Here is a 24,574-nt window from a genome sequence, read left to right as displayed (position 1 = left end):
CAGCCGTACGCCTGGCGTTCGGCGCTCGGTCGGGTCAACTCCCCAGCGAGGCAAGCGCCGTTGCCACCCGGGCGCACGCTTCAGGCGGAGTCGAGGCGTGCGGGGAGAAGCGGAGGGAGTCGGCGCGGACGGTCGGCGTGACCCCCTCGCCGTGCAGCGCCTTCGCGACGACGGACGGATCGTGCCCCGGCATCGCGAAGGAGAGGACGCCCGCCCGCCGCGCCGGGTCGGCGGGGGAGAGCACGCGACCGCCGTGCTCCTCGACGACCTCGGTCAACTCGGCGACCCGCAGGGCGATCGCGGCCTCGATCTCCGCGACCGTGTAGCGCTCGACCAGCCCGAGGGCGGCAGCGAACGCGGTGGCCGTCACCGGGCTCAGGTTGGTGATCGACCAGCGCCGCGCGTCCCCGGCGGGCGCGTGCTCGGTCCCGTCGAAGACACCGACGTCCTCGACCCCCGTCCAGCCGGTGAGGACCGGTTCCAGGGACTCCAGGGCACGGCCCGACAGGATCGCGAAGCCGGTGGCCCACCCCGCGCGCAGCCATTTCTGACCGCCCGCGACCACCACGTCGGCCGCGTCCCAGGCCATCCGCGCCACCCCGAACGCCTGGATGGCGTCCACGATCAGCAGCCGGTCCGGTCCGATCGCCTCGCGCAGTGCGGCGAGGTCGGCACGGAAGCCGGTGCGGAAGTCGACGGCACTGACGGACACACCGACGACGTCGTCGGTCAGCGCGGCGCGGACGAGATCGGGGGTGACTCCCGCACCGGGTACGGGATCGAGCCAGCGCGGTTCGGCCCGGCCGAGTTCGGCGCTGCGCCGCCACGGATAGTGGTTGGCCGGGAAGTCGGTGCGCGGTGCGAGGACGACGCCCGCAGGGATTCCGAGAGCGGCGTGGAACAGCCCGGTGGACGCGTTCGGGAGAAGCACCGTGTGGCGGCCGTCGGTACCGGCCAGGCGGGCGGCCGTGTCGCGTGCCACCGCTTCCGCGTCCATCAGACCGTCCACGGTGGTGTGGTCGGCACGAGCGGACTCCTCCATGGCCCGCGCCGTCGCGGCCACCACGTCCCGCGACGGCGGCCCGAACCGCGCGAAGTCGAGATATCCCGCAGGCGTGTCGAAGTGATCTGCGTACGACGTGAGCACGGGGCACGTCCTTCCGGGAGGGTGCGGGATCCGCGGGATGCGTGGGGTCCGCGGGGTCTGCTGGGGTTACGGCGGTTGTGTGCGGTCGTGTGCGGCGGGCTGCCGCGCGGCTCGCCGAGCGGTCTCCGCCACCGGTCGGCACGCGCGTGTTCCCGCCTGCCCGCACGCTACGCGGCGCGCCCCGCTCGGGCCTGACCGGGGTGAACGGACATCGTCCCCGCGCGACGGACCACGGCCGGCGAATGGTCCGCGTGAGTCCCGCGTGCCCTCCGCGATCCCGGACCGTACGGCGCGGAACCCGGCCCGGGACCACGCACCGCAGGCCCGACCCACCCCACCGCTTGCCGTGCCGACACGGACCACGAGGCGGTCGTAGCCTCGAAGGTTCTACGACCGCCCCGTGCGTGCCGGTTGCCGGCCGGGCTCAGTGACCGGCGGAACCCTCGGGGCGGGCGTGGCGCGGCAGGAGGAAGGAGAGCAGGAGGGTCAGTGCGAGCATTCCGTCGACGATCCAGAGCAGCGTCTGCATGACGGAACCGAAACCGCTGCGGAAGGCAGACGAGGCGGTGGTCTCCAGGGCGGCGGATATCCGGGCGCCTGCCTCGGGCGTGGTCACCGCAGAGCGGGTGTCCTTCCCCAGGAGAGCGCAGGACGCCGGGGTCGCCGCGGGGTCCTTGGCAGTGGCACGGTCGGAGGCGCACCGGCGCAGGTCGGCGACGACGCGGTCCTGCGTCGCCGGAGCGACGTGGGCCACGGTCAGCTGGCCGCGCAGGTCGTCCGAGTGGTGGTCCACCGCACCGGCGATCCCGCCGCCCAGCAGGCCGAAGAACACGGTGCCCAGGATGGCCACGCCGAACGCGCCGCCGAGCTGCTGCACCGCGGTCATCGTGCCGGACGCCGAACCGGTCTCGTGCTGTTCGACGCTGGCGAGGACGATGTCGAAGAAGGGCGCCATGAGCAGACCCATGCCGATGCCGGTGACCAGCAGTGACGGCAGGAGCTGCCAGGGGCCGACGCCGGACCCGACCTGGTCGAGGGTCAGCCAGACGCCGAACACTCCGAGCGCCATGACCACCGTGCCCGCCTGGAGCACGGCGCGACCGAAACGGACGAAGCCCTGCGCGACCCCGAAGCCGACGATCATGCCGCCGGACCAGGGCACCATCACCAGGCCCGCCTTGAGCGGCGAGTAGCCGAGGCCGATCTGCGTGTACAGGTTGAACACCAGCATGAAGCCCTGCATGGTCGAGAAGAAGACCAGGCCGAGGACCATGCCGCCGCTGAAGCCGCGCTTGCGGAAGAGACTCGGGACGACCAGCGGGTCCTGGCCGTTCCGGCTGCGCGACGACTCGTACTGGGCGAAGACCGCGAAGACGGCGATCGACGCGGCCATCATCACGAACGTCCACACGGGCCAGTCGTACTCACGCCCCTGCACCAGCGGGAAGATGAGGAGCAGTGCGGCCAGCGAGACCAGGAGCATGCCGGGGATGTCGAGCCGCGGCTTGGTCTCGGAGCGTCCGCGCGGCAGGTAGCGCAGGGCGCCGAGGATCGCCGCGGCCCCGAGCGGCAGGTTGATCAGGAAGATCATGCGCCAGCCGGTGCCGAAGTAGTCCGCGTCGACGAGCCAGCCCGCCAGGATCGGCCCGCACACCGCGGACAGCCCCATGACCGGGCCGAACATGCCGAACGCCTTCTGGGACTCCTTCGGCGGGAACATCTCCTTGATCATGCCGAGGCCCTGCGGCAGCATCACCGCGCCGAACAGGCCCTGCACGATCCGCGCGCCGATCAGCATCTCGGGCGACACGGAAATCGCGCAGAGCAGGGAGCCCAGCGTGAATCCGGCAGCTCCCACCAGGAACATCCGGCGGCGGCCGTGGATGTCCCCGAGCCGTCCGCCGGTGACGAGCCCGACCGCCATCGACAGGGTGTAGGCGGCGGCCAGCCATTGCAGCGTGGAGGCTCCGCCGCCGAGGTCGGCCCGCATGGAAGGGCCGGCGATGTTCGTGACGACGGCGTCGAGGAGGTCCATCACCTCGGCCGCCAGGATCACGAAGAGCGCCGCCCAGCGCCACCGGTAAGGCGCTGGTGAGTCGATGGGCGTCTCCGTGGACGCGACACCGGTGGTGGACATCGGAACTCCTCGAATCGGAAAGGGCACGCCCGCGGGAACGACCCGCGGGTGCGGTGGAACGGACGGTTGCTGCGTCTCGGCTCCCTGGGGGAGACCGGGGTGAAGCGGGGGAGAAGTAACCGAGCCCCGGAGAACAGTGTTCACTTTAACAGAACACCGCTCACCGAGAGAACGGCGTTCATTAAGATATAGCGCAAGTGCTCGGCGAAGACAAGATATATCGCGTGTCTCGCGGTGAACGCTGCTCACCCGAAGAGAACACCGCTCTCCCGGCGCCTAGACTGTCCCTATGACTGACGCGGCCGCCGACACCCCCGCATCGCCCCCGCCCTCCCCCTGGGAGCGCGAGCGCCCGGCACCTGCACGTGTCACCCCGGCCCGTACCCCCCTGTCACGCGAGCGCGTCGTCGACGCCGCCTTCACCGTCCTCGACCGGCAGGGGCTCGAGGGCCTGTCGATGCGTCAGGTCGCGGCCGAACTCGGGGTCACCGTCTCCGCCCTCTACGCCCACGTCAGCTCCAAGGACGACGTCCTGGAACTCATGTACACCCGCCTCTTCGACGGCTTCGAGCCACCCGAGACCGACCCGGAGCGCTGGCAGGAGGAGGTGCGTGCGTACGCCGTCGAGGGGCGGCGGCGCCTGCTGGCGCACCGGGACATGGCCAGGATCTCCATGGCCCACGTCCCCTTCACCGCCGAACTCCTGCCCCATGTCGAGGCGCTGCTGGGGGTGTTCCGTACCGCGGGGCTGCCCGACCGCATCGCGGCGGAGGCCAGCGACCTCATCTCGACCTACATCGACGGGTTCGTGCTGGAGGAGGGCATGTGGCGGGACCGGGCCGAGCAGCAGAACGCGGACGCCTCCTCGCCCGCCCGCCCGGACTGGCGTGACATGGCCGGCGAGATGCAGAACTACTTCGCGGCCCTGCCCGCCGAGGACTTCCCGCATCTGCGCGCCCTCGCCGGGGTCATGGTGACGGACTCCTCCGACGAACGGTTCGACATCGGCCTGGAGATCATCCTGCGCGGCCTCGCGAGCTACCTGCCGCGCGACCCGGCCTGACCCGGACCGGCTTCACCCGACCTGAACCGGCCTGACCTGAACGGGCCGCGCTCCTCGGCCGGTTGGTCCACCTCACGCCGGAGTGACCGGTGGCTTGTGGGCCACCGGTCACAGGTCGGGGATCAGGGTTCAGGTCCGTAGACGGGGTGGTTGGGGCATTGGGTCACACGATGATGCGGTCGAGGTTGGGTGCCCCGGCGGAGGGGTTGGAGAACTCGATGGTGTTGGTACCGGCCTTGAGCTGCACGGTGACGTCCTTGGTGACCACCGTGTTGTAGTCGGGTGTCTCGGGGAAGTTCACGGTCTGCTTGACCCCGTTGACCGTCACGACCGCGCTACGGGCCTGGCCGACACTCATGAACGACACACTCATGGTGTAACTGCCCGCCGCCGGCTCGGAGACATTGCTGAAGGTCGCCGTCCCGCCACTGCCGAGATAACTCAGCTTCTTCCCGCCCGAGCAGTGCGCACAGTTCGTGACCGTCGTCCCCCCGGCCAACGTCGCCGCCTCAGCCTCGTACGACACACCGCCCCCACCCGACGGAGGTGAGGTGGGCGGCGGGCTTGTCGGGGGAGTCGTGCCACCGTTCATGCTCGCGCCGAGGCTGTCCAGGGCCGTCTGGACCAGGGCCTGGGTGTTGGTGTTGAGGCTGGAGTTGGTGCCGTTGACGACCCACTTCGAACCGGAGAACATCACCACGGTCACGCCGTCGTCGACACCGCCGGTGGTTCCGCTGCTGGGTATGCCGAGCAGTTGGGCCGCCTTCACGGACGCCTCGCCCAGTTCGCGGGAGTCGTTGTCCGAGGTGGTCTGGCTGTTCGCGGTCTGGGTGTCGCCGAAGATCGAGCCGATGACCTTGCCGTTGTAGAACATCAGCGCGAACTGCCGGCCCGACATCCCGCGCTCTTTGTAGTAGAAGTGCGGGCAGGGGCTCTTGCGGTCCCAGCAGTCGTCGCCCAGGACGTAGAACGGCACGTGATGGGCGCCCAGCGCCTGGCCGTTGCTGTCCTCCCAGGTCGTCTCGCCCTGGTGGTCGGGATCGGGGTCGGAGTCGCTGCCGTCGGTGTCGATGGCCATGCCGGAGGTGTAGGAGTACACGCCCGGGGCGACCTGGTACACGTTGACGTTCTGAGCCCGCGTCATGGTGTTGATGTGCGGTTTGGTGTTGACCTGGTTGGCGGCCGTCGAGTTCTGCTTGACGCCCGCCAGGACCTGGGCGGCGGTGTACGAGGTGGCGGCCTGGGCCGCGTTGGCTGCTGTGGGGGTCGTCGCGGCGTCGGCGTGGCCGACGGCGAACGGAGCGGCGAGCGCGACGGCTGAGGCGGCTGCCACAGCGAGGCGCGTACGGATCGATGACATGGCGGTGTTTGGCCTCCGTGGTTCGTTAGTAACGTTTCCTAACAGACGGAAGCAGGGGTGGCCGCAGTCACACAATCGTCTCGTTAAGGAGCTTTACTAAGTCCATACCTCCAACGAGAGGCCCGGCCCGCCGTCCTGACGCCATGTCAGTCTTTAAGTGTGCAGGTCAACCAGTACTTGGCGTGGCGGCTGCGGCGGCAATCGGGGCGGCGCCCTCTCCTGGCCCCGCCTCGGCCCCGATCCGGGTGGCGGCGGCCGGCCAAGTGGCCCTCGGGGGGCGCCGGTTGTCGGCTTCCGGCTGTCGCGGAGTACGTCCCTCTGGGGTCCGACTCCGTGTGCGGATGCTCTGTTAGGAAACTTTCCATTCCATTGTATTGACGGGTCCCGTCACGGAGGGATTGACTGCGGGCGCCGCCGACGAGACGTCACCGCATCCCCCACGCCATCGCCTGTGCACCCATCACCTCGACGCGGCTCGCGGCGCTCTGACTGCGTTTGAAAACCCGGCAGTTGCTGTCAAGGGCCGGCTTCTCGGGCATGCCCTGTCTCGATTCCCACTGGAGGACCCACGTGACATGGTCACGACTTGCCAAGGGGCTTGTTTCGACACTTCCGATAGCGGTGGTGGCGCTGAACATCAACGCGACCGCCAGCGCCAGTCCTCAGGCGGCGAACGCCTTCCCGGCCCACTACGCCGCGCCCTACCTCGAACTCTCCAGCGGCACGGCCGGTGACATGGCGGCCGACATGAAAGCCACCGGGCTCAACGACTACACTCTGGCCTTCCTCATCCCCAAGTCGGGCTGCACTCCGCAGTGGGAGGCGGGCAACAGCGCACTGGGCGCCTTCACCTCGCAGGTCAACTCCCTCAAGGCGGCCGGCGGAAACGTCATCATCTCCTTCGGCGGAGCGGAAGGCGGAGAACTGGCGCAGACCTGCACGTCCGTCTCGGCACTCACCGCCGCCTACGCCAGTGTGGTCAACACGTACGGCATCACCCGGCTCGACTTCGACATCGAAGGCGACACCCTGGGCGACACCGCGGCCAACACCCGGCGCAACCAGGCCCTCGCCGCCCTCCAGGCCCAGAACCCGAACGTCGAGGTCGACTACACCCTGGCCGTCGACCCGTCCGGCCTGGAGTCCGACACGCTCAACCTGCTCAAGGACGCCAAGAGCAAAGGCGTCAAGGTCAACCTGGTCAACATCATGACCATGGACTTCGGCGACGGCGAGAACGCCCTCAACGACTCGCTGTCCGCGGCCAAGGCCACCGCCGCCCAACTCGCCTCGCTCTACGGCATCTCGACCGCCCAGGCCTACGGACGCATGGGCCTGACCCCGATCGCCGGCAAGAACGACGACGACGAGAACTTCACCCAGGCCAACGCCGGCACCCTGGAGTCCTTCGCCGCCACCAACGGCGTCCAGGAACTGTCCTTCTGGGAGGTCGACGGCTACGACAAGGGCACCGGATACGCCTACTCCCGGATCTTCAACAAGATCACCGGCGGCGGTACGACTCCTCCGTCGGGTGGGGGCGGTGTGTCGTACGAGGCTGAGGCGGCGACGTTGGCCGGGGGGACGACGGTCACGAACTGTGCGCACTGCTCGGGCGGGAAGAAGCTGAGTTATCTCGGCAGTGGCGGGACGGCGACCTTCAGCAATGTCTCCGAGCCGGCGGCGGGCAGTTACACCATGAGTGTGTCGTTCATGAGTGTCGGCCAGGCCCGTAGCGCGGTCGTGACGGTCAACGGGGTCAAGCAGACCGTGAGTTTCCCCGAGACACCGGACTACAACACGGTGGTCACCAAGGACGTCACCGTGCAGCTCAAGGCCGGTACCAACACCATCGAGTTCTCCAACCCCTCCGCCGGGGCACCCAACCTCGACCGCATCGTCGTGTGACCCAACCGCCGCGTCCACCGTCCTGAACCCGTGACCGGTGGCCCACAAGCCACCGGTCACACACGTCAGCCGTCAGCCGTCAGCCGTCAGCGGGGCTGGAGGGCGAAGTCGTACTCGGCGTGCAGGTACGGCACTTCGAGCGTGCCGCCGTCGGGTGCGGTGCCGGCCGGGTGTTCGCTGAACGGGATGATCAACGCGTCCTTCGTGCCGAAGACGACGTCGGAGTCGAGATAGTCGCTGCCCGCCTGGAACAGATGGGTGATGAGTTTCCGGTAGCCCGGCTCGTCGATCAGGAAGTGGACGTGGGCGGGCCGGAAGTGGCTGATGTCCGTCCTGCGCATCAGGTCGCCGACGGGACCGTCCATGGGGATGGCGTACCCGCGCGGCGCGATGGTGCGGATGCAGTAGGTGCCGTCCTCCCGGGTGCGGTACTTGGCCCGCAGGCGTGCCTCGTCGATCTCGGGGAGCTGGGCCTCGTAGGCGCCTTCCGCGTCGGCCTGCCAGACGTCGAGCACGGCGCCGGCGAGGGGCTTGCCCTCGGTGTCGGTCACCTTGCCTGTGATGAACAGCGGTGTGCCCGGGACGCCGTCCGACATGTCGAAGCCGTGGGGCGCGGTCGGTGAGCCGTCGATGTGGAACGGCCCGAGCACCGTGGCGGGGGTCGCCTGCGGGGTGAACGTGTTGTTCAACTGGACGACCAGCGTGCTCAGTCCGAGCACGTCGGAGGTGAGGATCAGTTCCTGGCGCTTCTCGTCGCTGATCCCGCCGGCCGCGGTCAGCCACTCGATCGCGGCCATCCACTCGTCCTCGGTGAGCCGCACCTCGCGCGAGAAGGCGTGCAGATGGCGGACCAGCGCGGTCATCAGCTCGCCCAGCCGCGGGGAGTGAGCCGTGGCCCACCGCTCGACGGCCAGCTCGGTGATGTTGTCCTCGTCGACGAACACGGTCGTGGCTCCTTGGTCTGCGGTGCGGGTGGATGGTGGCGGGGCGGGCGCGGGGTCAGTCCCCGCGACGGTCCCTCGTGAGCGGGTCCGGGGTGTAGGGCTCCGGCCGGACAGGGGAGTTGTTGAGGTCGACGGAGAGGAAGACGTCCTGTGCGACGGGGTGGCGCAGTTCCTCGGCGAGTTGGCCGATCAGTCCGGCGGTCCGGGCCAACAGCGCGAAGCCGCGCAGGAGTTCGAGCGGGAGGCCGAGATCCGCGAGGGCGGCGCCGCACACTCCCGCTCCGTTCAGCGGGAGCGTCCGGTGCAGCACCTTCGGGTGCACCCGGCCGATGGCGGCGAACAGCCGCAGATGCGGGCCGTAGACACCTTCCTCCTGGGCGATCCGGATCAGCCTCGGTGTGCGGGGGTCGCCCTCCTTGTGCACATGGTGCCCCAGTCCGGGGACGAACTCCCCGGCCGCGCGCCGCCGTTCGACCGTGCGCAGCGCGACCGCGTCCCAGCCGGCCTCGTCGGTGGGCAGGTCTCCGTCGAGGGACTCCAGTACGTCGTGCAGGAAGCGGCCGGTGTCCTCGGTGACGCCGAGGAACCGGGAGCCGCCGCCGAGCAGTCCGGCGGCGAGTGCGCCCTGGACCGAGTCGGGGGCGGAGAGGTAGGTCAGGCGGGTGACGATGGCCGTCGGGGTGAAACCGTGGTCGGCCAGGGCCGCGAGCACGGCCTCGAAGACACGGGTCTCGCCGGGTGTGGGCCGCCGCTGGGTGGCGAGCCAGAACGCGAGTTCACCGAAGCCGACCGAGCCCATGATGTCCTCGGCCAGGTCGTGCCCGAGCAGGGTGATGGTCCGGAGGCTGGAGGCGCCGAGTGCCGTGGGGTAGACGGGGCGGGGTGTCGGCTCAGCCATGGTCGGCCTCCTGCGGTCCGGACAGCCAGGCGCGCAACTCCGCGCCGTGTTCGTCGAGTTCGGGCGGCGGCAGCCGATAGGAGGCGGGCGTGGCGGAGAGCCGGATGGGATGCCGTGTGGTGGGCACCGCGCGGTCCCCTTCTCCTACGGTGACGACCGGGTCGAGTCCGAAGCGGTCGGCCATGGCGAAGCCGCCGTCGATGGTGTTGATCGGTCCGCTCGGTACCCCGGCCTCCACCAGCGCCTCGAACCACTCGGTGGCGCCGCGCGTCTTCAGCCGCTCGGCCAGCAGCGGCCGCAGCAGGTCCCGGTGGGCGGTGCGGTCGGCGTTGCGCGCGAACCGCGGGTCGTCGGCCACTTCGGGGATGCCGAGGACCTCGCACAGCTTGCGGAACTGGCCGTCGTTGGCGGCCGTCACGATGAGGTCGTTGTCGGCGGTGGGCAGCGGTTCGTAGGGGAAGACGCTGGGGTGGGCGTTGCCCATCCGGTAGGGCACGGTGTCGCCTGCGACGTAGGCCGAGCTGTGGTTGACCAGTCCGGTCAGGGCCGAGGACAGGAGGTTCACCTCGACGAGCTGGCCCGTGCCGGTGGCGTCGCGGTGGCGCAGTGCGGCGAGGATGCCGATCGTGGCGTGGTTGCCTGCCATCACGTCGAACACGGATATCCCGGCCCGGTAGGGCGGTCCGTCCGGGTCGCCCGTCAGGCTCATCAGCCCCGAGATGGCCTGCACCATGAGGTCGTAGCCGGGGACGTGCCGGCCGGGTCCGGTGCCGAAGCCGGTGATCGACGTGTAGACGAGCCCGGGGTTGTCCTGCCGGAGCGAGTCGTAGTCCAGGCCGTACTTCGCCATGCCGCCCGGTTTGAGGTTCTCGATCAGGACGTCCGCGCGGCGGGCGAGGCTCCGGGCGATCTCGGCGTCGTCCGCGTCCCGCAGGTCGAGGGCGATCGACCGCTTGCCCCGGTTGACCCCGAGGTAGTAGGTCGACACCTCGTCCCGTGTGGGCGGCATCCAGGCGCGGGTGTCGTCGCCGGCCGGTCCCTCGACCTTCACGACGTCGGCCCCCAGGTCGGCGAGCAGCATCGTGGCGTACGGCCCGGCAAGGATGCGTGAGAAGTCCGCGACCAGCACCCCGGAGAGCGGGCCCACCGGGCCCGGCGGTGTGTGCTCGGCGTTCTGCGACATGAACCGCGCCTTCCTGTCCGTACACCGGACAGTCGTCCGGACAGCGATTCTCTGTCCAGGACGGCGGAGGCGTCAAGACGTCACGGTCGCGCCGGACGGCCGGACGGCATGGGGTGCGGACTCCAGTCGGGCGAAGTCCACGCTGATCTCGCCGGCGGCCTGGAGGAGGAGCGGCAGGTAGTCGTTGAGCAGCACCTCCACGGAGGTCTCCGCCGCGTGGGCGTTCACGTTGACGCTCGCGACGACGCGGCCAGAACCGTCGCGCAGCGGAGCGGCCACCGAGCGGATGCCCCTGGCCAGTTGCTCGTCGGTCATCGCCCAGCCCCGCGCGCGCACCTCGCGCAGCTCCGCCTCCCATTCGGCCCGGCCGGGGTGCCACACGGAGTCCAGGCCCGAGCGGCTCGGCTCCGCGAGGACCCGCGCCGCCTCGTCGGGCGGCAGCGCGGCCAGCAGGACCTTGCCGAGCGAGGTGGGCAGCGCGGGGAAGCGGGTGCCGATCTGCACGGCGAGGGTCACGATCCTGGGCACCGAGACCCGGGCGACGTAGACGATGTCGGAGCCGTCGAGCTGGGCGATCGAGCAGGACTCGTTCGTGCGCTCCACCAGCCACTCCAGGTGCGGGCGGGCCACGTCCCACAGTCCCGTCGAGCGGACGTAGGCGACGCCGAGGTCCAGCACGCGCGGGGTCAGCACGAAGCCGCCGGACTGCTGGCGCACGTAGCCCAGTTCGGTCAGCGTGAGCAGGATCCGGCGGGCGGTCGGCCTGGCCAGCCCGGTCGCGGTCGCCACGTCGGACAGTGACATCACGGGCTGCCGGGGCCGGAAGGCGGTGATGACCTCCAGACCCCGGGCCAGCGCCTCGATGAAATCGGGTCCGGTTCCTTCGCGCGGCATGGTGGCTCCTCTGGTCGCCGTGGGCTTCGCTCCGGGGTGTCCGCCGTACGGACACCTTGTCGAGGGCACTCTACGCAGCGGGGAAGGTGAATGTCCCTGCCGCTCGGGCGGGGCGGCCTCTGGTGGGACCGTGGAGCGGACAGCTGAGGACATTCCCGGGCGGAATTCGGAATCCGCGGAGTATTGACACCGGACGACACCCTGACGACGATCGGTCACCAATCAGCAGTAGCCGTCATGCGGACAGGCGTCCGGTGTCGAGTGGGAGATCCAGTGATGAGTCAGTCCACCCCATTCCAGAAGGGACGCCCCGTCGTCCTGCGCGGCGGCACCGTACTGCCCATGGACCGTGCGCGCCGGGTGCTGAGCGACACCGACGTGCTCGTGACCGGCGACCGGATCACCGCCGTCGGCCCGAACCTCGCCGTACCGGAGGGCACCGCGGAGATCGACGCGTCCGACGGCATCGTGATGCCCGGCATGATCGACACCCACCGGCACATGTGGCAGACGGCGATGCGCGGCTACGGCGCCGACTGGACCCTGACCCAGTACTTCGTCTGGTACTACCTCGAACACGGCAGGGCCTTCCGGCCCGAGGACGTGCACGCGGGGAATCTCCTGGCCGCCGTCGAGGCGCTGGACGCCGGGGTGACCACGGTCGTCGACTGGTCGCACGGACTGCAGACGGCCGAGCACGCGGACGCGGCCGTCGACGCCCTCCAGGCCGTCCCCGGCCGCTTCGTCCTCGCCTACGGCAACATCCAGCAGGCCCCGGCGGAATGGACCGCGGCACCGGAGTTCCGGGACTTCGTGCGCCGCCGCATCACCGGCGACGACATGCTCGGCTTCCAGCTCGCCTTCGACGTCACCGGTGACCCGGCCTTCCCCGAGAAGCCCGCCTTCGAGGTCGCGCGCGACCTGGGCGTGGCCGTCACCACCCACGCCGGGGTCTGGGGCGCCACCAACGACGACGGCATCCGGCTCATGCACGAACACGGCTTCATGACCCCCGAGACGGTCTACGTCCACGCCTCCACCCTGTCCACCGACTCCTACCAGCGCATCGCGGCCACCGGCGGCTCGGTCTCGGTGTCCACGGAGAGCGAGCAGAGCGCGGGCCAGGGCTATCCGACGACCTGGGCGGTCCGCTCCCACGACATCCCCGTCTCCCTGTCGATGGACACCAGCGTGTGGTGGAGCGGAGACCTGTTCTCCGCCATGCGCACCACACTCGGCGCCGACCGCGCCCGCGAGCACCTGGAGGCCCACGCCGGCGGCGAGACCGTCACCCATGTCGCGCTGCGTGCCGACCAGGTGGTCGAGTGGGCAACTCTCGGCGGGGCCAGGGCACTTGGCCGCGAACGCGACCTGGGCAGCATCGAGGTGGGCAAGAAGGCCGACCTCGTCCTGCTGAAGAACGACCACTCACCGGTCTCGTTCCCGGTGCTCAACCCGTACGGCCACGTGGCCTTCCAGGCCCAGCGCGGCGACGTGCACACCGTCCTGGTCGACGGCCGAGTCGTCAAGCACGAGCACCGCCTGCTCGACACCGACCTCGCCGCGGTCCGGCGCACCGTGGAGCAGACCGTCGACCACCTGCGGTCGACGATGGGCGAGGACGCCTGGGAGAAGGGCATGAACCCGGACGTCCCCGAGGCCAAGGTCCTCGACAACCCCTACACGTACACCGACTACCGCAGCACCTCGACCCACGGCAGTTGAGGAGGCGTGCGGGCCTGCACCGATGAGTTCCGGTCCGGCGGCCGGTCGTAGAGACATACCGACCGCCGGCCGTGACACGAGGGGCAGAGCCTGATGAACGACCTGACCGCACTGTTGGAGAAGCACGTCGCCGAAGGAGCCTTCCCCGGAGCGGTCGCCCTCGTGGACCGCTCCGGCGAGGTGGAGATCGCGGCCGCCGGAACCACGGAACCCGATGGCACGACCCCGATGCAGGCCGACGCCCTCTTCCGGCTCTCCTCGGTCACCAAGCCCGTCACCGCCGCCGCCGTGCTGGCCCTCATCGACGACGGCGTGCTCACCCCGGACGCGCCGATCGCGCGCTGGCTCCCGGAACTGGCGTCCCCGAAGGTCGTCCGCACTCCCGCGAGCGGACCGGACGACGTGGTGCCGGCCGACCGTCCCATCACCGTGGAGGACGTCCTGTCGTCGCGCTCGGGATGGGGCTTCGGGGCCGACTTCACCGCGCCCGCCGTCCAGCCCCTGTTCGCCGACGTGGCCGTGTACAACGGAGGACCCCGCTCGCCGCTGGACCCGGACGAGTGGGTCGCCGCCCTCGCCGACGTGCCCCTGCTGCGGCAGCCCGGAGAGGCCTTCCTGTACAACGCCAGCTCCGACCTGCAAGGCGTGCTGGTGGCCCGGGCCGCCGGGCGCGGGCTGCCGGAGTTCCTGGCCGAGCGGATCTTCGAGCCGCTCGGGATGAAGGACACGGCCTTCGCCGTACCGGCAGCGCGCCGCCACCGTCTCACCCCCTACTACCTGACAGCCCCCGACGGCACCAGGACCTTCGCCGACGGCGCCGACGGCGCCTGGTCCACCCCGCCCGCCTTCGCCTCGGGCGCGGGAGGCCTGGTGTCCACCGCCGCGGACTGGCGCGCCTTCGGCCGCATGCTGCTCGCCGGCGGCGGAACGGTCCTCTCGCCGGAGTCCGTACGCCTCATGACGACGGATCACCTCACCGCGGACCAGCGCGCCGAGGCCGATCTCTTCCTCCAGGGCCAGGGCTGGGGATACGGCGGCTCGGTCGACGTCACCTCCGTAGAACCGTGGAACACCCCCGGCCGTTACGGCTGGGTGGGCGGCACCGGCACCGCCGCGTACGTCGACCCGACGACCGACACGGTCACCGTCCTGTTCACCCCCTGCGGCCTGTCCGGTCCGGCCTTCCCCGGGTGGATGGGCGACTTCTGGACGTACGCCGCGACCGTGTGAGCGTCCCGGGACGACCGGCCGTGCGGATCACCATGCCCTTCGGGACGGGCCCGCCGGACGGCCGGATCGCCCGAACGGGCAGGTCTGAGGTACGGCAGGGCAGGAGTGCCCGCACACGTCACGGTCCCCGTGATCCGGCGACGAAACTCTCTTTCCAAGATCACGACCGTCCGGGGTGCCCGTGCGGAGGGCTCGCCTCCGCGCTCGCGTCTCCCGACCTCCGGCAGGAGCCTCCGGGACGCACGGACCCGGTCCGTGGCAGCAGCGACAGAGAGGCCGACCAGTGAACCGACCGCCGTTCTCCCCTGACACCGCCAGGTCGGCCAGGCAGGGCCTGGGGCTGACGCCCCACCAGGTGGCGGAACAGATGAACGCCTGCGGAGTCGTCGTGGACATCCCGCTGGTCCACGCCTGGGAGGCCGGCGAGTACCGCCCCACGGAGGACGAGCTGTTCGCCCTCGCGGACGTCCTCTGGTGCCGGACCCAGGACCTGATGGGGATCGAGTCGCCGCGCACCCTGACGGAACACCGGCTGGTACGGCAGTTCAGCACGGACAGACTGGCCCGGACGATCGGGATGGACCCGGCGCAGTACGAGCGGGCCGAGGAGACGAACAAGTGGAGCGGCGACGGACGGCAGACGTCAGCGCTGCTGCGCGTCCTGGACCTCACCCCCCTCCGGCTGGCCCAGGCCACCGGGCAGCCCGTCGTACCGCAGCCTGCGGTCCCGAGACCGCGGCAGTCGAGACCGACCTGGAGCCGTGGCGGACCACGCTGACTCCGGCCGCTCCACGGCCGGTTGAAGAGGGCCGCGCCTGGTCCCGCGTCCACCGGTGTCAGTTAGACGCGACCCAGTGACGGACCGCTGACGGGATCGCGGCCCGGACAGCACCACCGGGACCGCGACCCTCACGCGACGGCCGGCCATGAACTCACGCGCGATGCCCGAAGCGTGAACACCCTTGGCCGCAAACGCAGTTCGGGCTACGCGTCGTCAGATCCGCGCCCCCTGCCGTGACCTGACGTGTCGTCGGATCCGTGCCCGCGCCCGTGCCCCGACCCGTCATCGGACCCACGCCCACGCCCGTGCCCCGACCCGTCGTCCGTCCCCTCGTGCGACCGGTGGTGAATCGTCGTGTCGTCGTCGGTCCCCGCCCCCGACCGGTCGTCGTCCGCGTCGTGGCGGGCCGGGTCGTCCTCGACCGCGTGCCGGCCGGGACGGTCCTCGGGAGTGGAGTGGCGAGCCCTGCCGTCGTCCGTGGTCCGGCCGGTCAGGCCGTCGTCGCCGCCGTGGCGGCCCCGGTCGTCGTCCGTACCGTCGGCCGAGCGGCCGTGGTGGTGGGCGTCGTAGGTCCGTACGGCGGTGACCTTCCCGGAGGAGGCGGCGACCGTCACCTCGTGTGCCGTGCCGTCCTTGCCGGCGATCTCCACCTCCCAGGCGGCCGACCCGCCCAAGTCGTCGACCTCCACGGACGTGGCCGAGCCGGGGACCCGGGCCAGCGCGGTGCGGACCGCCGCCGCCAGATCCGTGCGGGCCGCGCGGGCCAGGGCGGCCTCGCCGTCGTCGGCGCCGTCGGACCTGCTGCCGGTGACCGTGCCGTCGGCCGCGTTCACGGTCACCTCGTGCCGTGCGCCCCCGGCGGCGACGATCTCCACCTTCCAGACGGTCCGTCCGCGGTGCTCGTCGAGTTCGACGGCGGTGACCGTACCCGGCAGTTCCGCCACGCCCGCGGTGACGGCCCGGACGAGGTCGGTCGCCGTACCCGTCGACCGGGAGTCGTCCGCGCCCTCCGTGCGGTGGGTGCCGGGTGACGTGCCGTGGTGACCGCCGTCGTCGGCGACGGCCACCGCCGTGACGGCCCCCGCCCCGCCGAGCACCGCGGTCACCGCGAGCACGGCCACCACGGTGCGCCGACGGCCGGTCGTGAAGCCCTGGGAAGCGTTCATCATCTGTGGTCCTTTCCCTCGGTCACGGCCGGGACGTGCCCCGCAGGAGCACGCCCGGCCCGATGTCGACCACCCTGCGGGAGCGACCCTGAAGCCACGCTGAAGCTTCCTGAAGACCGCTTCAGGAACGGTCTGCGACCCTGTGCCCATGCGCCTGCTGATCGTGGAGGACGAAAGACGCCTCGCCGCCGCCCTCGCCCGCGGCCTGTCCGCCGAGGGGTTCGTCGTCGACGTGGCCCACGACGGGCTCGCCGGTCTGCGCCTGGCACAGGACCGGGACTACGACCTGATCGTCCTCGACATCATGCTGCCCGGCCTCAACGGCTACCGGATCTGCGGCCGGTTGAGGGCCGAGGGCGACGAGACCCCGATCCTGATGCTCACCGCGAAGGACGGCGAGTACGACGAGGCGGAGGGCCTCGACACCGGCGCCGACGACTACCTCACCAAACCCTTCTCCTACGTCGTCCTCCAGGCCCGCATCCGCGCGCTGCTCCGCCGCCGCAACCGCGCGGGCACCGCCCCCGTCCTGCGCTTCGGAGACCTCGCCGTCGACCAGGCCGCCCGCCGCGTCGAACGGGCGGGGACCGACATAGCCCTGACCGCGCGGGAGTTCGCGGTCCTGGAGCATCTCGCCCTGCACGCGGGACAGGTGGTGTCGAAGACGGACATCCTCGCCCAGGTCTGGGACTTCGCCTACGACGGCGACCCCAACGTCGTCGAGGTCCACGTCAGCGCCCTGCGCCGCAAACTCGACACCCCCTTCGGCCGACGCGCCATCACGACCGTGCGGGGCGCCGGATACCGGCTGGAGACCGACGGCGGTCTCCATGCCTAGGCCGCTCGCCTCCGTCCGCGCCCGCGCCGCGCTCGCCGCGACCCTGGTCGTCTCCTTCGCCCTCGTCGTCACCGGCATCGCTGTGATCGCCGTCCTGCGCCACAACCTGACCGACCGGGCGGCCCTGGAGTCCGAGGTCACCGCCCGTACGGTGGCGGGCGCCCAGGCGGCGCTCACCGGGGACTTCACCGCCCTGGACCTGCCCGACGACCGGGACCGGCTGGTCCAGGTCGTCGACTCCGGCGGCCGGGTCCTCGCCGCCGGCGACGCGCTGCACGGACGCGGCGCCCTCACGGACTTCGCGCCCGCCCCCGCCGCGACCGGCACACCGAGCACCGCGCCCACCGGCTCCGGTGCCGCCACGGCCCCCACCGCCACGGCTGCTTCGACCGACGACGACGATGACGACGACGGCGGTGGCGACCGCCACGGCGGCCGGGGGAGTGGCCGGGGCAGCGGTCGCGGAGGCGACGGGAGCGACGACACGAGGACCGACGACTCGGCGACCCACGACACCACGACCGACGACAGCGCGACCGGTGCCCCGGCACGCGGCAAGGTGAGCACCGACGTGGACCGCGAGACGCTGGCGGTGCGGCTCGGCGACCGCAGCCACGACTACGGTTTCGCGGCCGTGCAGGGCACGACGTACGACGGCCGCTCGTACACCGTCTACGCGGGCACCTCGCTCGCGGACGAACAGGTCACCCTCGACCAGGTCACCCGCACCATGCTCGCCGCGCTGCCGTTCCTGCTGCTCGTGGTGGCCGGCGTGACCTGGCTGGTCACCCGGCGGGCCCTGCGCCCGGTGGAGGGCATCCGCGCCGAGATGGCCGCGATCACCGGCAGCGGGGACCTGACCCGGCGGGTCCCGGTTCCCCGTTCCCGGGACGAGATCGGCCGCCTCGCCCGCACCACGAACCAGACCCTGGCCGCGCTGGAGCAGTCCGTCGAACGCCAGCACCGCTTCGTCGCCGACGCCTCCCACGAACTCCGCAGCCCCATCGCCTCGTTGCGCACCCAGATCGAGGTCGCCGACCAGCATCCCGGGCTGCTGGACACCGGGGATCTCCACCACGACGTCGTACGCCTCCAGCACCTCGCCGCCGACCTGCTGCTGCTCGCCAGGCTCGACGCGGGCGAACAACCCGGCCACGCCCGCCTCGACCTGACGGCACTCGTACGGGAGGAGGTCGCCCGGCGCGCACCGACGGACCCGGTGGCCCCCGAGATGCGGGCCGACGACGAGGACGTACCCCAAGTCCTGGGCAGCCGAAGCCAGTTGACCCGTGTCCTCGGCAACCTCCTCGACAACGCGCAGCGGCACACCGCCACCACGATCACCGTGACCCTGGCCCGCGCGGGTGACGACGTCGTGCTCACGGTCGCCGACGACGGCCACGGCATCGCGCCCGCCGACCGGCCCCGGGTCTTCGAGCGCTTCGTCCGCCTCGACGAGGCACGCAGTCGCGACGACGGCGGGGCCGGACTCGGACTGGCCATCGCACGGGACGTCGTGCGCAACCACGGAGGCGACCTCACCGTCACCGAGGCCGCGTCGGGCGGCGCGGCCTTCCTGGTCACCCTGCCGCGCGCACCGCACGACACCGGCGGCGCCCCCGCCTGACCGCAGCCCCTCGCCGACGCCCGCACACCCGCCGACCAGGTCTTCGGCCGCCACGAACGGCTCGCGTCGGCTTTGATATCGTCACGGCACCGGACCGCCCACCACCCCCACGGTCCGCACAACCAAGGCATTCCCAGCCGGTGACCCAGGCCTTCGAGCCGTCAGTCCGGCCCCAGTCGCCAGGATGCAGCGTGTCCGAGGCGGGGCATGCTCCCGCATCCAGAGGCAGACCGTCATGCGCAAGTCCCGGGCCGGCTCCCGCCGCGTCACCGTGCCCCTCTCCGCCGCCCTCACCGCGACCGTCCTCGCCGCCGCCGGCTGCTCCGGCTCCGGCTCAGGTTCCGCCACCGACTCCTCGCCGAGCACTCCGAAGACGAAGGTGTCCGCACCTCCCGTCCACGCCGGCGTCGACTACCAACTCGGCGGCGCCTACGCCCCGCCGAAGGGCGTCTCCGTCGTCTCCCGCGACCACACCGCCTCACCCGCCCCGGGCCTCTACAACATCTGCTACGTCAACGCGTTCCAGGCCCAGCCGGACGCGGAGGGGGACTGGGACGCCGACCTCCTCCTGCGCGACCGCTCCGGGAAGGTCGTCATGGACAAGGACTGGGGCGAGGCCATGCTCGACATCGGCACCCCGGCCAAGCGCGCGCGGATCGCGGAGAAGGTCGACGACTGGATCGACTCGTGCGCCGACAAGGGATTCGACGCCGTCGAGCCGGACAACTACGACAGCTACACCCGCGCCCCGCACGGACTGCTCACGGCGGCCGACGCCGAGGCGTTCCAGACGCTGCTCGCCCGCCACGCGCACGCCCGGCACCTCGCCATCGCCCAGAAGAACACCCTCGAACTCGCCAAGGACCACAAGCGGGTCGGCCTCGACTTCGCGGTGGTGGAGGAGTGCGGACAGTACGACGAATGCGGCTCCTACGTCGACGCGTTCGGCGACCACGTCATCGTCGTCGAGTACACGGAGAAGGGCATGGAGAAGGCCTGCGCGGGCTGGGGCGACCGGATCAGCATCGTGCGGCGGGACCTCGACGTCACCCCGGCCGCCCACGACGGCTACGTCCGCGAGACCTGCGCCGACTACTGACGACCGGCCGGGGCGCCGGCGCCCGCGCTAAGCCGAATCGCGAACGATCAGTTCCGGGTCGAAGACGACCGACGTCGGCTCGGCGCGTACGCCGTGGATGTGTTCGTCGAGCAGGCGGGCCATCTCCGCCGCCATCTCCTCGACCGGCTGGCGGATCGTGGTCAGCCGGGGGTGGCAGGTCACGGCGACGCTGGAGTCGTCGAAGCCGACCACCGCGATGTCTTCGGGCACCCGGAGTCCCTGCTGCTGCACGGCCTCGCAGACGCCCTGCGCCATGAGGTCGTTGGCGGCGAACACACCGTCCAGGCCGGGTTGCCGGGCCAGCAGGTCCGACATCGCCGCGAGTCCGCTGTCGAGGGTGAACTCGCCCTCCGCGACCGGGACATGAGGGTGGCCGTGGCGGGCGAGCGTGTCACGGAACCCGGCCAGCCGCTCCTGGCTCGCCGCCACGTCCAAGGGGCCGCAGACCGTGGCGGGCCGACGGCAGCCGCGGGCGAGGAGATGCTCGGCGGCGAGGCGCCCGCCGTCCCGGTGCGCCAGGTCCACATAGCTGAGCGGGACCGGACGGGAGGGGCGGGCGAACAGCACCGCCGGCAGCCCGGCGTCGGCGAGCAGCGCGGGCAGCGGGTCGTCGGCATGGGTGGAGACCACCAGCGCGCCGTCCGCGCGGCCTTGACGCAGATAGGTCAGCACCTCCTCCCGCGCCTCGGCCGACTCGGAGAACATCAGGACGGGGTGCATCGAGCGGGGGCGCAGGAAGCCGACGATGCCGCCGACCACCCGTCCGAAGAACGGATCGGCGAACACCCGTGTGGCGAAGGTGTCCTGGCCCTCCCCGGTGATGTCCCCGGCGCCGGACACCACCAGGGCCACGGTCTCGGCCCGCCGGGTCACCAGGGAGCGGGCGGCCCTGTTGGGCGCGTAACCCGTCCGCTCGATGGCCCGGCGGACCACTTCCTGTATCTCCGGATCCACGTTGCGGATGCCGTTGACGACCCGGGACACGGTGGCCCGGGAGACGCCGGCCTCCCGGGCGACGTCCTCCAGCGTCGGGGCCTGTCTGCTCATGCGGGCACCCTAACGGACGTGCGGTGCGGGGCAATAGAGCGCTCTCCCGGAGCGGTCAGGACACTCCGGGAGAGCGCTCGTCCGTCAGGCGTAGACGCCGAACTCGTACAGCGAATACCCCCAACCCGTGCCCCGCGCCGTGCCGTTGACGCGGACGTAGCGGCCGGTCCCGGTGACGTCGAAGTCGTCGATCCCTCCGTTGCCGTCGGAAACGGTGCGCACGGTCTGCCAGTTCTGGCCGTCGTCGGAGGTCTGGATCGTGTAGGCCTTGGCGTACGAGGCCTCCCAGGACAACTGGACGTGCCGGAACGTGGTGCGGGTGCCGAGATCGACCTGGAGCCACTGGGGATCGCTCCAGTCACTGGCCCACCGCGTGGCCTGGTTGCCGTCCACGGCGTTGGCCGCCGTACAGGGGCAGTCGCCGTAACTCGCCTGGTAGGACGAGGCGGTGGCGGGTCTGCCCCGGGCCACGTCGGTACCGGACGGCACCGGTGGGACGACCCGGATCGAGCGGGTCTCGACGCCGACGTTGCCCCGTCCGTCCGTCGCCTTGACGTACACCTTCCAGACGCCCGGACGGTCCGGTGCGGTGATCCTCAGCCGGCCGCCGCCCAGGTTCGTGGACGGCAGTGAGACCAGGTTCTTGCTCTGGTCGATGTAGTTGCTGTTGTCGAGGACCTCGTACGAGATCGGGTCGCCGTCGGGGTCGGTGGCCCGCACGGACAGCACCAGGTCGCGTCCCGCCTGCACCTGGCCCGCGCCGCCCTCGACGGTCAGGTCGGAGATGACCGGCGGGGTGTTGTCATGGCTGGTGTCACCCCCGTAGGCGCGCTTCACCGCGTAGTACGACAGCCGCTTCTGGCCCGCGGGCAGCAGGTTGAACCAGATGCCGCCGAAGTCGTACTCGGTGCCATAGTGGAACATCGTGGCGCCGAGCGCGACCCCCTTGTGCCCGGTGACACAGTTCCAGGCGCGGGTGTAGCCGTCGGCCTTGGCCTGGTCGGAGGGCTCCAGCGGAACGCCGTTGGCGTCGTTCGGGACCTCCCACTCGCCGGCCGGGCCGGTCTCGGTGACGATGTAGGGCTTGGTGTAACCCCCTTGCTGCCAGGCGGACTTGATGTCGCAGACCGCGTTGTAGGAGTTGACGGCGTACAGATCGAGGTCCGGCGCGTTCTTCTTGAAGTAGGGCCAGGCACCGACCCAGGCGTCGGTGGACGTGACCGGGTGGTTGGGGTCGACGGCGTGGATCTTCTTGGTGATGTCGTTGACGAGGGTGGTGTAGGCGTCGCGCTGCCGCTCCAACTCGTCGCCGCTGTAGCAGTTCTGGAGTCCGAGCACCGACTCGTTGCCGACGTCCCACATGAGCACGCCGGGGTTGTCCTTGTAGGTCTGGACCCACTGGGGGAACTCGGTGAGGACCTGGTTCTTGTAGGCGGTGTCGGTCAGGTAGTTGACGCAGCCGCCGCTGCCGGGTCCGCCGCCCGGCTGGAGCCAGAAGCCCGCGACGACCTTGATCCCGTGGGCCGCCGCCGAGTCGAACAGCGGCTTGCTGGAGGCGTCGGTGCCCCAGGTGCGGATCGTGTTGACGCCCATGGACTGCAGGTCCGGCAGGTACTTCTCGGCGTCGGCGACGCTCGGGCCCCAGGTCAGTCCCTTGACCTGGTACGGCTGCCCGTTGACCGTCAGCTGCCAGTTGCCCTGGCCGCCGGTCACCTTGACGACGCTGCCCGCGGCGTGGGCCTGGGCGGCGGGCAGTGCGGCGAGGAGTCCGGCCGTCAGCACGCCGGCGGTGAGGGGTGCCGCGATACGGCGTGTCCGGGTTCGGGTTCGCGTTCGGGTACGGATGCGGGTGCGTGGGGGCATGCGCGGGCTCCTTACGGCAGTCGGTAGTTCGCGTCGAGCGCGGCGCCCGCCTCCGGGTGGGTCTGGTCGTAGCCACGCGCGTCGCACTGCAGCCCGCCGACCACGCAGTGGTCGACCAGTGCCTTGAGCGTGCGGTCGTCCCAGGCGTTGAAGAAGTCGTAGTGGAAGCTGTGGCCCGTTCCGCTGGAGAGCCGGACCTGCGACATGTCGCCGTTCACCGGGAAGGCCATCTTGAACTCGATCATCGGCAGCGCCACCGGGTGGTCGGCCGGGCACATGTTGTCGTTCGTGCCGGGCTTGACCACGGGGTAGGCCATGTGGCTCTTGTGGTCGGGGGTGTCGAGGTACTTGCCGTCCCAGCAACTGGGCGCCTGGAAGCGGATGTTGAGCTGGACGTCCGCGCGGTTCGGGCAGGTCGCGGGGAACTCGGTGTTGAAGAAGCTGTCCCCGCACTCCCAGCCCTCGACGAAGCCGGGGTGGTGCCGGAACTCGTCGGCGCTCTGGGTGGGGCTGCCGACGACGAAGCGCAGGCCCTTGGGGAACGGCCGGACGCTCGTGTAGTCGGTGACCCCGGCCTTGTAGTAGATGACCTGCGGGCCGACGGGAAGGATCTGCTGGCTGCCGTTGTACAGCGTGGGCATCCAGTAGCCGGACAGGTCGCCGGGCGCCTTGCACGTGGTGCCGCCGGCCGACAGCGAGGCGGTGGTGCTGTTGGCGTCGGTCGTCGTGTTGCCCATGAAGGTGTGGTCGTGGGACTTGCCGGGCTGCTGCGGATAGACGATGGGGTCGTCCGGCCGGGTGTGCGTGACCGAGCAGTTGGCCTGGAACTCGTGGAAGTAGCGGTGCGGCGGATTCTGCGTGGACGGTGTCACGCCGGTGACCGGCGGGTTCGCGGGGATGTAGCCGTCGCCGTCCGGGTCCTCCGGGGAGTTGGCCGTGGACGCGGCCATCGCGTGACCGGAGTGGGTGGCCGCGAACGACCGCGCGGCCGCGGTGTGCGGTGCGGGTGCGCCGGCGCTGATGGCGACGCCGCCGAGGCCGAGCGTGGTCAGCAGGAGCGCGCCGGATATCAGCGTGGCTGACAGACCTTTCGATCTCCTGGACATGGAGACCTCCTCCTGAACGGTGGGGGTGTCAGAGGTGGTGGCCCGGTGCCCTCATGACGTGACGTCGACGTCATGGCGTGATGACGTGAACATCGGTCGCGGTGGTGCGAGGGGATGCCGGGAGACGATGGGAGAGCGCTCTCCCGCCGAGGAGTGTTGGGGCCATGTCATCAAGGTGTCAAGGGATCCGGCGGAAGTGGGCCCCGCCGGTTTTCAACTCCCGTAGCGCGGCCGGACGTTGAGACTCATGTGTTAAATCAGGTCATGAACTAAGAGTCCCGGGTGAGACCTTGACGGATCGGTCCGCCTCGCCGCGCCCCGACCTGCCTCCATCCGCTTCGCCTTCAAGGCCTGACGGGATCTTCGCCGCGTCCGGTTCGTCCGCCCGGTCTTCGTCCAGGTGGCGCCGTTCGCGGCGGTGTTCCGACTCGGCGTTCATGAAAGGAAGTTGAAGAAACTCGCGTCACGAGTCTTGCCACCCCAATGGTTCATTACTTAAATCAAACCGTGAACTAAGCAGGTAGCACGGCCAGTTCA

18 protein-coding genes and 1 pseudogene are annotated in these 24,574 nt (G+C 70.8%); 8 read left to right on the top strand and 11 right to left on the bottom strand.

The genetic code is table 11. The annotated features are described in order from the left end of the window. Positions 1-34: 34 nt before the first annotated feature. Together ACIPTO_RS16860 and ACIPTO_RS16855 are read right to left on the bottom strand one after the other, a co-directional pair. A complete protein-coding gene (locus ACIPTO_RS16860) occupies positions 35-1,147 on the bottom strand; it encodes an aminotransferase class V-fold PLP-dependent enzyme (protein ID WP_401192631.1) in 1,113 nt (370 codons plus the stop codon). Positions 1,148-1,571: 424 nt separating this feature from the next. Further along, on the bottom strand, positions 1,572-3,284 hold the full coding sequence (locus tag ACIPTO_RS16855) for an MFS transporter (protein ID WP_401192629.1): 1,713 nt from the start codon (positions 3,282-3,284) through the stop codon (positions 1,572-1,574). Positions 3,285-3,573: 289 nt separating this feature from the next. On the opposite strand from ACIPTO_RS16855, the gene ACIPTO_RS16850 reads away from it, so the two are divergent. Then, the gene (locus ACIPTO_RS16850) at positions 3,574-4,347 is read left to right on the top strand and encodes a TetR/AcrR family transcriptional regulator (protein ID WP_401192626.1); all 774 of its coding nucleotides are present in this window, start codon (positions 3,574-3,576) and stop codon (positions 4,345-4,347) included. A gap of 163 nt (positions 4,348-4,510) precedes the next feature. Here ACIPTO_RS16850 and ACIPTO_RS16845 read toward each other — a convergent pair whose 3' ends face one another. Next, a complete protein-coding gene (locus tag ACIPTO_RS16845) occupies positions 4,511-5,680 on the bottom strand; it encodes a glycoside hydrolase family 75 protein (RefSeq protein ID WP_401192623.1) in 1,170 nt (389 codons plus the stop codon). 651 nt (positions 5,681-6,331) lie between these two features. Between ACIPTO_RS16845 and ACIPTO_RS16840 the strand changes: the two genes are divergently transcribed. Continuing rightward, positions 6,332-7,615 (top strand): CBM35 domain-containing protein, encoded by a 1,284-nt coding sequence (locus ACIPTO_RS16840; RefSeq protein WP_401192620.1) that lies wholly within the window; start codon positions 6,332-6,334, stop codon positions 7,613-7,615. Positions 7,616-7,701: 86 nt separating this feature from the next. Here the strand turns inward: ACIPTO_RS16840 and ACIPTO_RS16835 are convergent, their stop codons facing one another. From ACIPTO_RS16835 to ACIPTO_RS16820, 4 genes are all read right to left on the bottom strand, one after another. Next, on the bottom strand, positions 7,702-8,559 hold the full coding sequence (locus tag ACIPTO_RS16835) for a dioxygenase (protein WP_401192617.1): 858 nt from the start codon (positions 8,557-8,559) through the stop codon (positions 7,702-7,704). Positions 8,560-8,614: 55 nt separating this feature from the next. Next, on the bottom strand, positions 8,615-9,457 hold the full coding sequence (locus tag ACIPTO_RS16830; RefSeq protein WP_401192614.1) for a citryl-CoA lyase: 843 nt from the start codon (positions 9,455-9,457) through the stop codon (positions 8,615-8,617). Then, positions 9,450-10,640, bottom strand: coding sequence for a CaiB/BaiF CoA transferase family protein (locus tag ACIPTO_RS16825; protein WP_401192611.1), 1,191 nt, complete (start codon positions 10,638-10,640; stop codon positions 9,450-9,452). Before ACIPTO_RS16825 ends, ACIPTO_RS16830 begins: the two co-directional genes overlap by 8 nt. A gap of 72 nt (positions 10,641-10,712) precedes the next feature. After that, the gene (locus ACIPTO_RS16820) at positions 10,713-11,534 is read right to left on the bottom strand and encodes an IclR family transcriptional regulator C-terminal domain-containing protein (RefSeq protein WP_366318080.1); all 822 of its coding nucleotides are present in this window, start codon (positions 11,532-11,534) and stop codon (positions 10,713-10,715) included. Between the two features lie 276 nt (positions 11,535-11,810). Between ACIPTO_RS16820 and ACIPTO_RS16815 the strand changes: the two genes are divergently transcribed. From ACIPTO_RS16815 to ACIPTO_RS16805, 3 genes are all read left to right on the top strand, one after another. Further along, the gene (locus tag ACIPTO_RS16815) at positions 11,811-13,259 is read left to right on the top strand and encodes an amidohydrolase family protein (RefSeq protein WP_401192607.1); all 1,449 of its coding nucleotides are present in this window, start codon (positions 11,811-11,813) and stop codon (positions 13,257-13,259) included. A 93-nt stretch (positions 13,260-13,352) separates the two neighbouring features. Next, positions 13,353-14,489: a serine hydrolase domain-containing protein gene (locus ACIPTO_RS16810; RefSeq protein WP_401192604.1), complete on the top strand. Its 1,137-nt coding sequence runs from the start codon at positions 13,353-13,355 to the stop codon at positions 14,487-14,489. Positions 14,490-14,772: 283 nt separating this feature from the next. Continuing rightward, positions 14,773-15,267: a helix-turn-helix domain-containing protein gene (locus tag ACIPTO_RS16805; RefSeq protein WP_401192601.1), complete on the top strand. Its 495-nt coding sequence runs from the start codon at positions 14,773-14,775 to the stop codon at positions 15,265-15,267. Positions 15,268-15,473: 206 nt separating this feature from the next. On the opposite strand, the gene ACIPTO_RS16800 is transcribed toward ACIPTO_RS16805, so the two are convergent. Continuing rightward, on the bottom strand, positions 15,474-16,439 hold the full coding sequence (locus tag ACIPTO_RS16800) for a PepSY domain-containing protein (protein ID WP_401192598.1): 966 nt from the start codon (positions 16,437-16,439) through the stop codon (positions 15,474-15,476). 145 nt (positions 16,440-16,584) lie between these two features. On the opposite strand from ACIPTO_RS16800, the gene ACIPTO_RS16795 reads away from it, so the two are divergent. The 3 genes and pseudogenes from ACIPTO_RS16795 (at position 16,585) to ACIPTO_RS16785 (ending at position 20,000) form a co-directional block, all read left to right on the top strand. Continuing rightward, entirely contained in the window at positions 16,585-17,274 is a 690-nt protein-coding gene (locus ACIPTO_RS16795) for a response regulator transcription factor (protein ID WP_366318090.1), read from the top strand. A gap of 544 nt (positions 17,275-17,818) precedes the next feature. Beyond that, positions 17,819-18,901: pseudogene (locus tag ACIPTO_RS16790) on the top strand (sensor histidine kinase); the annotation flags it as partial. 235 nt (positions 18,902-19,136) lie between these two features. After that, positions 19,137-20,000, top strand: coding sequence for an endo alpha-1,4 polygalactosaminidase (locus ACIPTO_RS16785; protein ID WP_401192595.1), 864 nt, complete (start codon positions 19,137-19,139; stop codon positions 19,998-20,000). A gap of 27 nt (positions 20,001-20,027) precedes the next feature. On the opposite strand, the gene ACIPTO_RS16780 is transcribed toward ACIPTO_RS16785, so the two are convergent. From ACIPTO_RS16780 to ACIPTO_RS16770, 3 genes are all read right to left on the bottom strand, one after another. Further along, complete coding sequence (locus ACIPTO_RS16780; RefSeq protein ID WP_366318096.1) at positions 20,028-21,068, bottom strand: LacI family DNA-binding transcriptional regulator; 1,041 nt, start codon at positions 21,066-21,068, stop codon at positions 20,028-20,030. 84 nt (positions 21,069-21,152) lie between these two features. Further along, positions 21,153-22,931 (bottom strand): discoidin domain-containing protein, encoded by a 1,779-nt coding sequence (locus ACIPTO_RS16775; protein WP_366318098.1) that lies wholly within the window; start codon positions 22,929-22,931, stop codon positions 21,153-21,155. 11 nt (positions 22,932-22,942) lie between these two features. Beyond that, positions 22,943-24,037: a DUF1996 domain-containing protein gene (locus ACIPTO_RS16770; RefSeq protein WP_366318100.1), complete on the bottom strand. Its 1,095-nt coding sequence runs from the start codon at positions 24,035-24,037 to the stop codon at positions 22,943-22,945. Between the last annotated feature and the right edge of the window lie 537 nt (positions 24,038-24,574).

The sequence above is a fragment of the Streptomyces sp. NPDC090083 genome, assembly GCF_044747445.1.
Classification (GTDB): domain Bacteria; phylum Actinomycetota; class Actinomycetes; order Streptomycetales; family Streptomycetaceae; genus Streptomyces.
The sequence above is the reverse complement of the archived record's forward strand: the minus strand, read 5'-3'. Positions and strand labels throughout refer to the sequence as shown.

What these genes read in the sequence shown, in the direction of transcription:
- ACIPTO_RS16810 (WP_401192604.1), top strand. Translation starts at nt 13,353, where the DNA reads ATGAACGACCTGACCGCACTGTTGGAGAAGCACGTCGCCGAAGGAGCC.
- ACIPTO_RS16770 (WP_366318100.1), bottom strand. Translation starts at nt 24,037, where the DNA reads ATGTCCAGGAGATCGAAAGGTCTGTCAGCCACGCTGATATCCGGCGCG.
- ACIPTO_RS16785 (WP_401192595.1), top strand. Translation starts at nt 19,137, where the DNA reads ATGCGCAAGTCCCGGGCCGGCTCCCGCCGCGTCACCGTGCCCCTCTCC.
- ACIPTO_RS16830 (WP_401192614.1), bottom strand. Translation starts at nt 9,457, where the DNA reads ATGGCTGAGCCGACACCCCGCCCCGTCTACCCCACGGCACTCGGCGCC.
- ACIPTO_RS16815 (WP_401192607.1), top strand. Translation starts at nt 11,811, where the DNA reads ATGAGTCAGTCCACCCCATTCCAGAAGGGACGCCCCGTCGTCCTGCGC.
- ACIPTO_RS16800 (WP_401192598.1), bottom strand. Translation starts at nt 16,439, where the DNA reads ATGATGAACGCTTCCCAGGGCTTCACGACCGGCCGTCGGCGCACCGTG.
- ACIPTO_RS16780 (WP_366318096.1), bottom strand. Translation starts at nt 21,068, where the DNA reads ATGAGCAGACAGGCCCCGACGCTGGAGGACGTCGCCCGGGAGGCCGGC.
- ACIPTO_RS16795 (WP_366318090.1), top strand. Translation starts at nt 16,585, where the DNA reads ATGCGCCTGCTGATCGTGGAGGACGAAAGACGCCTCGCCGCCGCCCTC.
- ACIPTO_RS16855 (WP_401192629.1), bottom strand. Translation starts at nt 3,284, where the DNA reads ATGTCCACCACCGGTGTCGCGTCCACGGAGACGCCCATCGACTCACCA.
- ACIPTO_RS16850 (WP_401192626.1), top strand. Translation starts at nt 3,574, where the DNA reads ATGACTGACGCGGCCGCCGACACCCCCGCATCGCCCCCGCCCTCCCCC.
- ACIPTO_RS16820 (WP_366318080.1), bottom strand. Translation starts at nt 11,534, where the DNA reads ATGCCGCGCGAAGGAACCGGACCCGATTTCATCGAGGCGCTGGCCCGG.
- ACIPTO_RS16825 (WP_401192611.1), bottom strand. Translation starts at nt 10,640, where the DNA reads ATGTCGCAGAACGCCGAGCACACACCGCCGGGCCCGGTGGGCCCGCTC.
- ACIPTO_RS16775 (WP_366318098.1), bottom strand. Translation starts at nt 22,931, where the DNA reads ATGCCCCCACGCACCCGCATCCGTACCCGAACGCGAACCCGAACCCGG.